This is a genomic window from Rhodococcus sp. MH15, from assembly GCF_019266045.1.
GTDB lineage: Bacteria > Actinomycetota > Actinomycetes > Mycobacteriales > Mycobacteriaceae > Rhodococcus_F > Rhodococcus_F qingshengii.
Window position 1 is genome coordinate 1 of sequence record NZ_LPNP01000035.1, and the last position, 9,483, is coordinate 9,483.

The 9,483-nt window shown below is 60.3% G+C and carries 14 protein-coding genes and 3 pseudogenes; 11 read left to right on the forward strand and 6 right to left on the reverse strand.

From position 1 onward, the window contains the following. Positions 1-124, forward strand: a pseudogene (locus ATN37_RS32205) (IS481 family transposase); the annotation flags it as partial. A gap of 174 nt (positions 125-298) precedes the next feature. Here ATN37_RS32205 and ATN37_RS00405 read toward each other — a convergent pair. Beyond that, on the reverse strand, positions 299-1,102 hold the full coding sequence (locus ATN37_RS00405; RefSeq protein ID WP_082661390.1) for a LysR family transcriptional regulator: 804 nt from the start codon (positions 1,100-1,102) through the stop codon (positions 299-301). Between the two features lie 137 nt (positions 1,103-1,239). On the opposite strand from ATN37_RS00405, the gene ATN37_RS00410 reads away from it, so the two are divergent. From ATN37_RS00410 to ATN37_RS33045, 4 genes and pseudogenes are all read left to right on the forward strand, one after another. Then, positions 1,240-1,827, forward strand: coding sequence for a cupin domain-containing protein (locus ATN37_RS00410; RefSeq protein WP_058037995.1), 588 nt, complete (start codon positions 1,240-1,242; stop codon positions 1,825-1,827). 108 nt (positions 1,828-1,935) lie between these two features. Further along, a pseudogene (locus tag ATN37_RS32210) lies at positions 1,936-2,139 on the forward strand (group II intron maturase-specific domain-containing protein); the annotation flags it as partial. Positions 2,140-2,314: 175 nt separating this feature from the next. Beyond that, positions 2,315-2,617 carry a transposase gene (locus ATN37_RS00420; RefSeq protein ID WP_058037996.1) on the forward strand — a complete coding sequence of 101 codons (303 nt, stop codon included), beginning with the start codon at positions 2,315-2,317 and terminating at the stop codon, positions 2,615-2,617. After that, positions 2,617-3,117, forward strand: a complete 501-nt coding sequence (locus tag ATN37_RS33045; RefSeq protein WP_058037997.1) for an IS3 family transposase — start codon at positions 2,617-2,619, stop codon at positions 3,115-3,117. The genes ATN37_RS00420 and ATN37_RS33045 overlap by 1 nt, the downstream gene beginning before the upstream one ends. Here the strand turns inward: ATN37_RS33045 and ATN37_RS00430 are convergent. Continuing rightward, a complete protein-coding gene (locus ATN37_RS00430) occupies positions 3,041-4,096 on the reverse strand; it encodes an IS30 family transposase (protein ID WP_082661392.1) in 1,056 nt (351 codons plus the stop codon). The genes ATN37_RS33045 and ATN37_RS00430 overlap by 77 nt on opposite strands. Positions 4,097-4,179: 83 nt before the next feature. Between ATN37_RS00430 and ATN37_RS00435 the strand changes: the two genes are divergently transcribed. Beyond that, positions 4,180-4,581, forward strand: a complete 402-nt coding sequence (locus ATN37_RS00435) for a hypothetical protein (RefSeq protein WP_058037998.1) — start codon at positions 4,180-4,182, stop codon at positions 4,579-4,581. Positions 4,582-4,632: 51 nt separating this feature from the next. On the opposite strand, the pseudogene ATN37_RS00440 reads toward ATN37_RS00435, so the two are convergent. Further along, a pseudogene (locus tag ATN37_RS00440) lies at positions 4,633-4,872 on the reverse strand (low affinity iron permease family protein); the annotation flags it as partial. A 187-nt stretch (positions 4,873-5,059) separates the two neighbouring features. Between ATN37_RS00440 and ATN37_RS00445 the strand changes: the two are divergent. Continuing rightward, positions 5,060-5,767 (forward strand): PAS domain-containing protein, encoded by a 708-nt coding sequence (locus ATN37_RS00445; protein WP_253741304.1) that lies wholly within the window; start codon positions 5,060-5,062, stop codon positions 5,765-5,767. A gap of 134 nt (positions 5,768-5,901) precedes the next feature. After that, positions 5,902-6,330 carry an ATP-binding protein gene (locus ATN37_RS00450; RefSeq protein WP_019749549.1) on the forward strand — a complete coding sequence of 143 codons (429 nt, stop codon included), beginning with the start codon at positions 5,902-5,904 and terminating at the stop codon, positions 6,328-6,330. Positions 6,331-6,470: 140 nt separating this feature from the next. Here ATN37_RS00450 and ATN37_RS00455 read toward each other — a convergent pair whose 3' ends face one another. Together ATN37_RS00455 and ATN37_RS00460 are read right to left on the reverse strand one after the other, a co-directional pair. Then, the gene (locus ATN37_RS00455; protein WP_029256707.1) at positions 6,471-7,262 is read right to left on the reverse strand and encodes a SigB/SigF/SigG family RNA polymerase sigma factor; all 792 of its coding nucleotides are present in this window, start codon (positions 7,260-7,262) and stop codon (positions 6,471-6,473) included. A gap of 133 nt (positions 7,263-7,395) precedes the next feature. Further along, positions 7,396-7,533 carry a hypothetical protein gene (locus tag ATN37_RS00460; RefSeq protein ID WP_156423136.1) on the reverse strand — a complete coding sequence of 46 codons (138 nt, stop codon included), beginning with the start codon at positions 7,531-7,533 and terminating at the stop codon, positions 7,396-7,398. 376 nt (positions 7,534-7,909) lie between these two features. Between ATN37_RS00460 and ATN37_RS00465 the strand changes: the two genes are divergently transcribed. Next, entirely contained in the window at positions 7,910-8,209 is a 300-nt protein-coding gene (locus ATN37_RS00465; protein ID WP_051119175.1) for a MerR family transcriptional regulator, read from the forward strand. Here ATN37_RS00465 and ATN37_RS00470 read toward each other — a convergent pair. Then, positions 8,188-8,562 carry a hypothetical protein gene (locus ATN37_RS00470; RefSeq protein ID WP_058037999.1) on the reverse strand — a complete coding sequence of 125 codons (375 nt, stop codon included), beginning with the start codon at positions 8,560-8,562 and terminating at the stop codon, positions 8,188-8,190. The genes ATN37_RS00465 and ATN37_RS00470 overlap by 22 nt on opposite strands. An 81-nt stretch (positions 8,563-8,643) precedes the next feature. Here ATN37_RS00470 and ATN37_RS00475 point away from each other — a divergent pair, with 81 nt between their 5' ends. Next, complete coding sequence (locus ATN37_RS00475) at positions 8,644-8,859, forward strand: hypothetical protein (protein ID WP_156423137.1); 216 nt, start codon at positions 8,644-8,646, stop codon at positions 8,857-8,859. 367 nt (positions 8,860-9,226) lie between these two features. Continuing rightward, a complete protein-coding gene (locus tag ATN37_RS00480; RefSeq protein WP_156423138.1) occupies positions 9,227-9,379 on the forward strand; it encodes a hypothetical protein in 153 nt (50 codons plus the stop codon). Positions 9,380-9,483 lie beyond the last annotated feature (104 nt).

Sequence of the window (9,483 nt, forward strand, 5' to 3'; positions counted from 1 at the left end):
CACCGCCGTGGAAATCTGGAACGTTCACTACAATTATCATCGACCGCATTCAACACGCGGAGGACGACCGCCCGCCGCTTACCGCCGGCACCGCGTAACTAACGTCCGTTCCTCATACAACTAGTGGCGGACATACCCGCACTCAGCAACGGACCCCGAGTCGTGCGCGCAGAGCGATACGACGAAGTAGGACACCTCTAATTCCCTCGCCGGAGGCTCGGATCATCTCACAGCGTGAACTAGTGCGTTGATCGTTACCCGTTCCTCCAAGGGCGTGATGAGAACTATCTGCGTCGGGTCAATATCGGAGATCGGGCGATACGATGTCCTGTCGAGAAAATGCGGCGACGAGGCTTTCGGCGGTGACAGCGACTACATCGCTGGTCGCGACGACTTCGAGCATCTCCTCGACTCCGTGCACTAGCGGACCGTAGGTAACAGGGCTTCCATCCGGGCGCGGATCGACTGACCACCATCGCCGCCAACCCTCCGGGACATTATCGGTATCAACCTGAACAACCTCGGCCAGATCGGACGCTTTCAGTTCACTTTTCGCTGCGAGGCGATGATTGGCCGACATGGCCAGGACTCGCTGTTCGGTGAGGACGGGAAATGCGCGAATGTGTGTCGTATCCAACGGTGGGCGTGCAAACACGACATCGACGCGGCCGTCGAGGATGGCGAGGACTTGTTCACCCCAACCCACTTGGACGAGTTCAATTTTGATACCGGGCACAGCATTTCGCAGTTTGTCCAAAATCTCGCGAGTGTGAGAGCCTGCGACTGTGGCAAAGAATCCGATCCGAATCTGTTGTTGTGCAGCGCGGCGATGCCGGCGAACGACACCGATTGCTTGATCATGCACGGACAGCAAATTGATGGCCATGGGAAGAAACTCTGAGCCCGCATCGGTAAGCCTCGCGCCGCGATGATCCCGCTCGAACAGTCGTACACCGATCTCATGCTCTAGTTTGCTGATCTGCTGGGACAGTGACGGCGTCGCGACGCGCAGAATTTCCGCGGCCCGTGTGTAGGTGCCGGCCTGGGCGAGAGCAACGAAGTAGCGCAGCACCCGAGTATTGAGGTCAGGGATGGATTGCACGCTATCGTCCCCTACTGCGGTTGAAGTGGCACGTTAGTCGAAACCTAACGACCCTGTGAACTCTGGTCATGGACGTCTCCTGTGCGCCGAGGCAAGTTTGTCAGTGGAATGTGACACCCCCCACAGACAGGCTAATCATGACACTGAGCACAGACGCCCGAACCCATCAGGGCCCCAGCCCGGCCCAACCGGCGGTTCCCAACGAGGGTTCCGACATCGACCCGGCACAGAATCCACCAGTTGCCGAAATCTTCAGTCGCGCAGTTGGGCCCGTGACCGAACCGACCAACAGTCTGGCTTCGCGGGTCACAAACTGCGACAGCATTTCGTGGACCCCGTTTCCGATGCCTGGAACCTCGTTCAAGCTTCTCAACATCAATGAGACGACTGGCGCCACCACCATTTTGCTGTACGTCTCCGAAGGGGCTGAGGCGCCGTTGCACCGCCATCTCGGCGGTGCGGAGGCCTACAACATCTTCGGCACATGGGCATACGAGGGAGAGGTCGACCCAATCGGACCGAACTGTTACGTATACGAACCCGCCGGGATCGTGCACCTGCCGAAACAGGAATCCGAATCGTTGATGTTGGGGATCTTCCACGGGCCGATCGTCGGGTACGACGACGACGGCAACGTCGCCGGCATCATTACCGCAGACTTGCTGTGGGATCTCGCCGAGGCCAACGGCGCTATTGCTCACCTACCGGCCCGCACCGGCCGCTGACAAAGGGGCCGAGTCCATGACACGACTGGCGGGAAAGACCGCATTCATCACCGGAGCCGCTCGATGAGTGTCTACACCTATCCGTCGAAGAAGGCGTTGCTTTCGATCATGGCGAAGGTGCGGGCACTGACAAAGAAGGCACGTCATCAAGGCTTGGCTGATCTCCTCGGACGCCTCAATCCGGTGCTCCGAGGATGGTGTGCGTATTTCCGTCACGGTGTGTCGAAAGCGACCTTCGGGTACCTCGATTCCTTTGCCTGGCATCGGGTTACCCAATGGCTGCTCAAACGGCACAAACGGATCACGTGGGCGGATCTCTATCGGCGTTTCCTGACCGGCAGGCCAGGTAATCGTCCGCAAGAGAACGGGATCATCATGTTCGATACCATGAATCGCACCGGCGAGTCCGGAGACTTTGATGTGCCCCGAGTTTTCCGGAGTTCGTTTGTTTTACTTCAGGCATTGATGCACCCGAGAGAGGTTCACGATGCCCCGACGTTATCCGCCCGAGTTCCGCCGGAAAGTTCTCGATCTGTTGAAGTCAGGACGCACGGTTGCCGAGGTCGCCGCAGGTCTCGATGTCACCGAACAGACCATCTACAACTGGCGTAACCAGGAGCTCATCGATTCCGGACAGAAGCCGGGGCTGAGCTCGATCGAGAGCGCCGAACTCGCCGCCGCCCGTCGTCGTATCGCCGAGTTGGAGACCGAGCTTGCCATCGCCAAACGCTCCACGGAACTGTTGAAGTCGGTGGTGCTCCCAAAAGGCGGTTCGAAGCGATCGAAGTGATGACCAAGGAAGGACTACCGGTACAGACCTCATGCCGCGTTCTGGAGGTGTCCGAGTCCGGTTTCTACGAGTGGCGCAATCGCCCGCCCTCGGAACGCTCATTGCGACATGCCTGGCTGACGCAGCTGATCACCGAGGTTCACACCACCTCGCATGGCACCTACGGTGCGCGGCGCATCCACGCTGAACTCACCCTTGGTCACGACATTGCCGTGGGACACGGCTGCATCGAAATGTTGATGAGAACTGCTGGTGTGAAAGGACTTCCGGGAAACAAACGTGCGCGTTCCAAGCATCAGACTCCGACCGCGAGCGATCTCGTGGACCGCAAGTTCACCCGCGACGAGCCGAACAAGCTGTGGGTCACGGATATCACGGAACATCCCACCCCTTGTATTCCAGCAATCGTCGCAACACTCGTGGTTACGAGACTTCCAGTAAAGCACTCAGGCGCTCTGCAGGGGTGTCCCAGTCGAGTGATTTCCGGGGTCGATCGTTAAGCTCCTCCGCGACGGCCAAGAGTTTGTCGACGCTGTGCACTGCCAGGTCGGTTCCGCGCGGGAAGTATTGGCGCAGTAGACCGTTGGTGTTCTCGTTGCTGCCGCGCTGCCAGGGAGCGCCCGCGTCTGCGAAGTAGACGTCGAAGTTGGTCGCGGCGGTGAACGCGCGGTGTTCGGCCATCTCGGCGCCTTGGTCCCAGGTCAGTGTTCCCCGCAGTGATGTGGGCAGGTGACGGACGGTGGTGATGAGGGAGTCTCGGACGGCTTCGGCAGTCCGCTCGCGGCCGAGGTGCCCGAGCATCACGAAGCGGGAGGAGCGTTCGACTAGTGTCGCGATCGCCGATCCACCCAGCGCGCCGATGATGAGATCACCTTCCCAATGTCCTGGAACTTTTCGCGAGTCGACCTCCGCTGGCCGATTGCTGATGGAGTTCATCGGGTCGACGAACCGCGGCCGGCGGGCATCGGGCTGCTTGTGCGGTTTGCGTGCAATTCGACCGCGGCGCAGTTGCTTTCCGAGTTCCCGTGTGAGTTCGCCTCGGGCGTGGACGTAGATCGCTTGATAAATCGTCTCGGTGCTCGCACGCATCTGCGGAGTGGTCGGAAAGTCCTTGACCAATCGGTGACTGATCTGTTGCGGCGACCACCTTTTCGCCAGTTTCCCCTGGACGTAGGAACGAAGCTCGGCATTGGCAACCAGCTTCGCCTGCCGCGGCCGGGCCCGATGCTTCACGGACAGCCGATGCGCCGTATGAGGCATATATCCCCTCACCGAGACGGTGTTGCGCTTGAGTTCTCGGCTGATCGTCGACGGTGCGCGTCGCATTTCTGACGCGATCGCCCGGATCGACAACCCTGCGCGCCGTAGATCCTGCAACTGCTCGCGTTCGAGCAGGCTGAGGTATCGGGGATGGATGATCTTCTCGACGACGTTGAGGTCGACGCTTCCGCCGATCGCGCGGGTTCTTCGTTCTGGCACTGCTGATCGACGTTTCACGGACGGGAGCCACCGGTTATCAGTGCGCGGATTGGCTCCGAGCCGAACGCTCGATCGACGTCGGCATGAGCGATCATCGACGCATTCTCGCGACCGTCTCCACCGCAGACGATCGCGAGACCACCCGAAGACTGCTGGACGGCCTCGAAGCTCTCTGCGGCGCAGCACCAAGTTTCCCCGACACCCCCCGCATCGAGCTACCCTCTCCTGCGAGCCTTCAACTCGAAACTGTGTCATCGCCACGCGAGGCATTCTTCGGCCGAACAGAAATGGTCCCCGGCGCACACGCTGCGGGACGTATCGCCGCCGAGCAACTCACCCCGTACCCACCCGGAATTCCGGTCGTGGTGCCCGGAGAGCGCCTCGACGCGGACGTCATCGGCTACCTTCAGTCCGGACTGCGCGCGGGTATGGCCGTGCCCGATGCCACCGACTCCTCACTCGATTGCTTCCGGGTGATGGTGTGACGTGCTCCCGATTCGATCGTGCGCCCCCTGGGATCCGCTAGATTCGAGGAATGTGACGGTGTTGATGGTCAGTTGCCAGGTGTCGATAGTGCCCAACAGGAAGAACGACGGAGCCCAGAGCACCACGATTATCACGCACACCACGAAAAACCATGCCTGTGAGGTGCGTGCACTGACGTAGGTGGCGAACCGGTCGAAGACGGAGAGTTTCGTCGATACCTCGGATGGAAATATCACGTCCGCTTTCTCCGACGAGTTCTCGCTCGTTGCCTTCTCTTTCCCGCCGTTCATCTGATTGTCCTCTCGCCGGAACATCTTCCAGTACCGCTCACTATCGCCCCAGGGCGCTTGTCCCCTACGTCTATATCGCCGCCCATCCGGTCCACCAACCCGGGGTGGCCCTGGGATCGTCAAATCTTGCGCTACAGAACGTAGTTCAGGAGTTGCTGGCGGCGGGTCGGACCGGCACCGATTATGCATGACAGCCCAGACATGCGACCGAGTGCCGGTCCATGCCCGACGGCGAGCCCACCAGCTCCGACGCGCAGCATCCGCGCTGCGCCTGCGCTCGGTGGTGATGCCCAGGCAGTTCGGCGGGCAAACATCGCTGCACCAAGCCCAGGGTTGGGCGAGGAACGAAAGGGACATGCTGTACCGGACGACATGGGCGTGGGTCCGACGACGAAATCCGTTGCGCTGCAAAGGGTGGAAGGATTCCTCTATCGCCGCGACGGCGAGTGGAAGCAGTCGGATACACCGCTACGAACCCGGCGCCATCACCCCCACCACGAAATTGCGTCTCTCTCAGAAACATTCCGGCGATCGGCCTCATGTCGCTGAGACGTTGGAAGCGCTCCGCACTTCCGGCGGCTCGTTCAGCAGCCCGCACCGCATCGTCGACACTAGAGGAACGACGCGCTCGGTGGCGATAGTCGGCGAACGACTGGTCGACGAGTCCGGCGAGATCATCGGCAGTTCCGGCTTCTACGTCGATGTCACCGAAACTATCGATGACACGGTCACGGAATCGGCGAACCGGGCATTCAACGTCCTCACCTGGCATTCGCAGGAAACACTCGTGAAAGTTCGTGATGTCGCAGAAAAGCTCCTCACGGGGCTGGCAACGGACTTCCACATGCCCGACGCCGTACCAACACACTCCGACCACGCCCTGCTGGGTCTCTGACAACGGCGTTAAGCTCGATGTTTGGCGGCACTTCAGTTGGGTAGCTGAGTGCTGATCATCCTTCTCGAATGCGGCTACCAAGATCCCACCAATGGGGTTGGCTGCATCCGATTAAGTACAGGAGCAAATCTCACGTGACGTCCTTCGCGCGGGCGATCGTTTCCCCGGTCGCCGTTTCACCTTCACTGTCCGTCTCTGCATCACCGGATCAACTGCCGGTGCTGCGATCGCTGGTGCGAACCGTGGCCGCGCACTATGCGCTCTCGTTGGACGCGTTGTCCGATCTCGTACTCGCCGCCGACGAAGCAGCGACCATCCTCATCGGCCACGCCCTCCCCTCCAGCACCCTGACGTGCACGTTCGGCGACGATACCGCCGCTGCGCAGGTGATCCTCTCTGCGGCAACAACGGGTCAGATCACCACGAGCACTTCGTCCTTCGGGTGGCGCGTCCTCGAGACCCTGGCCGACGAAGTGGTCCTCGAGGAGCTCCCGCCCACCGCACCCGAGGAGAAGTGGGCTGTGACAATCACACTGACCAAGGTCTTGCAGGCAGATTCTTGATCCCGCACGCGGAGGAGAGCAACGAGTAAGCGCCGGCCACCGGACAGTTGGTGTGTCTCGTCGCCGTAACCGACGACGCGTCCGATCACGAGTTGCCTTGTACCGGGGTCAACACGAGTCCACTTTTCTTGGCATCCAGCTCACGCTGCGACGGCGGCCTCGAGCGCTGCGAGGGACTGCGTCCGTCGGAGCGCTTTGAGCGATTGTGCGAGCAGTCGGGAGACATGCATTTGCGAGAGACCAACCTTCTCGGCAATTTCCGCTTGGGTCAGTTCGCCGAAGAATCGGTAGAGCACGATTGCGCGTTCTCGTTGAGGAAGTGCGAGTAGTGCCGGTCGGAGCGTTTGTTGGTTGTCAATGCCTTCGAGGGCAGAGTCGAAGTCTCCCAAGGTGTCTGCGATCGTCCGTCCGTCGTTGACGGTTGCGGCATCGAGGGACGCCGCGTGATAGGAATCGCCGGCGGCGACGATCTCCGCGATCTCGGCAGGTTCCACTTCGAGTTCTTTTGCCAGTTCCGGCACGGTGGGTTCGCGTCCGAGGGCTTGGGTGAGGGAAGAGCGGGCCTTGTTGAGCGCGAGATAGTTTTCCTGCAACGAGCGCGGAACACGGACGTCCCAGCCGCGGTCCCGGAAATGTTTGCGCACTTCACCCACCATCGTCGGAATCGCGAAGGCTAGGAAGTCTTTGCCCTTGGCGAGATCGAAGCGGTTCACCGCACTGACCAGACCGACGCTGGCGGCCTGTACGAGGTCCTCGTGGGCTTGTCCGCGACCGCGGTATCGCAAGGCGATGTTCCGGGTCAGTGGTAGACACGACTCGATGATCTGCGCACGTAGACGCTCGCGGTGCTCGTCGTCATTCGGTATTGAAGCCATCTGTTCGAAAAGGGCCGCAAGGTGCGTGTAGTCGGCGTCTCGCGTGTGGGTGCTCATGAGAATGCCAATCCTTTTCCCCTTGTCATCGCCCTGGCAGAGTGCCTAGGGACAGTGGCCCCTCGCTGAGGTGAAGACACCGTCGTGTTGCCGGAACGGCGTACAGATCGTGTTGCCGACATCGTCGCCTCCTTCATTTTCGGGTGTTGATCGGCAGAACGCTCCAGAAAACCATCGCCGCGGCCCGAGCGACCACAGGCCCGGAGAGCGGCCCCAGCGCCGGGCAGGTGATGCCGTCGCCGTCGCGGGCGGTGGCCATGGCAGTGGTCATTCACGCTCCCGAAGTGCAAGTGCTCCAGCATGCATCTAAGTAATTGACTGTCATAAATCTATATCAGCCGATGCAGATAAAAGGCAACAGGTGAAACAGTGATCGACCCACAGCAATACGACTTCCGGGCCCAAACGTGCCCACTTATGCACGAAACCAGCATGCGCGGAATCTTTTCGGCTCCTTTCCCGGCTAGATCGGTTTCGCACGTCAGATGAAATCTGTGGCGTCGGAGATCAGGTTTTAGGTGCGGGAGGGCGGGGGGACGACGCACCAACATGTTAAGGTCGAGAGATATTCGGCTGGGTTAAAGGAGAGCGCTGAGGCATTGAAGGATCCAGCGCACGCCCACCGAGGGGTCTACGGAATTTCCGTGATGTCGGAACTGTCCGGAGTCGGCCCACAGACATTGAGACTCTACGAACGTCGCGGACTGTTGACCCCCGCACGCACCAGTGGCGGGACGCGGCGTTACAGCGCGGCGGACCTCGACAAACTGCGCCGTATTACCGCGTTGATCGGCGACGGAATCAACTTGACCGGAATCGGTGTCATTCTCTCACTTGAAACCGAGAACGCGATCCTGGCTGAACGGATCGCTCAGCTGAGCGAAACGGCCGTGGACACACCACCGGAAGTCACGCCCGAGACTGTTCAGCCCAGTTCGCGGGTGTAACGAATGCTGCCGAATTCCGCGTCGGCAACGACGATGTTTCCGTCAGATTCAAGCTGTTCGACCGCGGAGTCGAATGCGTCGATGAGCCACGGCTTCTTCGCCTCGCCGAGCAGCGTGTCCGTACCGTCGTCGCCGGTTTGAAAGATACGCACCAACCAGGATTCGCTGGCGTCAGGTTCGTCCCATAGTCCTCGCGGAGCGTTCGTGGCCAGGACGTAGCGGTTGTACTCGAGGTCGACACGAATAGCGTAGTGGCCGTCCACATTCACGACGTTGGCAGGTCGTTGGGACGCCGCGGCCAGTGCAGTCAATGCGTCGTCGTACATCTCGGAAAACTTCTTCGTAAGAGGCATGCCGTCCTACCCGTACTCGACACCGCCATGCACCGGGCACGGCGTAAACGGTCAGTTGCCCCGGCAACGACCGGAACTGAAATGCATCCTAACCCTGCGCAACTCACCCCATTGGGGGCATCCCACTCGGTGATCAACACCGATCGAGCCGAATGCCCGTATGGGTCCAAACACTGTCCGAAACTGGACACCGATCTCAAGACCAAGCTCGGCGTCGCTGACGCTGGGATACCCGAATGCGATCACATCGCCGGTGTGCCGTCGAAGACCACCTCGCCGGCTACGTCGACAACCTAACCATCCTCGCGGTGAGCGATGGCCTGACCCGGGTGGATCACGTGCTCGATGGCCGTCGAACGATCATGCCCCACAGCACCGCGGTATAGGTGAACTCCGGCCTCTTCTCCCTCACCGATAGGAACCAGTCCACTAGTGTCCTCCTCGTCTCCGTCTTATGCGACCTGAGCAATTTTCTTCCGCTTCGTCAGTGTGTCCACTCACTCAACGGCAATCGCCGTGACCCGAACATCGGGCGACTGAGATTGTTCGACGAGGATTGTTCGATGAGCCCCCCAACGGGGCGCTCCGGCCGCTCAGTCGAAACGAAGCGCGGGTATTCACTTAGAGGACGAACGAAGAACTCACTCAGCGTCCCCTGAGTACGGTGCCAATCGATCCGGACTACGCCTTTGGTTCTGTTTCGGCGGTCTACTTCTCGACCAGCGCCCGGGAAGATCGCTCAATGACCCTCTTGGTCGAGAAGTTCGCTGCCTTCCAAACGCTTGACCCGCCGATGTTTGAATCGCCCTGGGTCTGATGGAGGCTCTGGCTATTTGATTTCAACCAAGGCCTGCTCACCCTGCTCAGTAGCGTAGAACGTCTTCTCGTACTCTGCTGGCGGGATGTCGCCGCAGTGACCAT

What these genes read in the sequence shown, in the direction of transcription:
- ATN37_RS33045 (WP_058037997.1), top strand. Translation starts at nt 2,617, where the DNA reads ATGACCAAGGAAGGACTACCGGTACAGACCTCATGCCGCGTTCTGGAG.
- ATN37_RS00445 (WP_253741304.1), top strand. Translation starts at nt 5,060, where the DNA reads ATGACAGCCCAGACATGCGACCGAGTGCCGGTCCATGCCCGACGGCGA.
- ATN37_RS00460 (WP_156423136.1), bottom strand. Translation starts at nt 7,533, where the DNA reads ATGACCACTGCCATGGCCACCGCCCGCGACGGCGACGGCATCACCTGC.
- ATN37_RS00455 (WP_029256707.1), bottom strand. Translation starts at nt 7,262, where the DNA reads ATGAGCACCCACACGCGAGACGCCGACTACACGCACCTTGCGGCCCTT.
- ATN37_RS00470 (WP_058037999.1), bottom strand. Translation starts at nt 8,562, where the DNA reads ATGCCTCTTACGAAGAAGTTTTCCGAGATGTACGACGACGCATTGACT.
- ATN37_RS00435 (WP_058037998.1), top strand. Translation starts at nt 4,180, where the DNA reads ATGAGCGATCATCGACGCATTCTCGCGACCGTCTCCACCGCAGACGAT.
- ATN37_RS00410 (WP_058037995.1), top strand. Translation starts at nt 1,240, where the DNA reads ATGACACTGAGCACAGACGCCCGAACCCATCAGGGCCCCAGCCCGGCC.
- ATN37_RS00475 (WP_156423137.1), top strand. Translation starts at nt 8,644, where the DNA reads ATGCATCCTAACCCTGCGCAACTCACCCCATTGGGGGCATCCCACTCG.
- ATN37_RS00420 (WP_058037996.1), top strand. Translation starts at nt 2,315, where the DNA reads ATGCCCCGACGTTATCCGCCCGAGTTCCGCCGGAAAGTTCTCGATCTG.
- ATN37_RS00465 (WP_051119175.1), top strand. Translation starts at nt 7,910, where the DNA reads ATGTCGGAACTGTCCGGAGTCGGCCCACAGACATTGAGACTCTACGAA.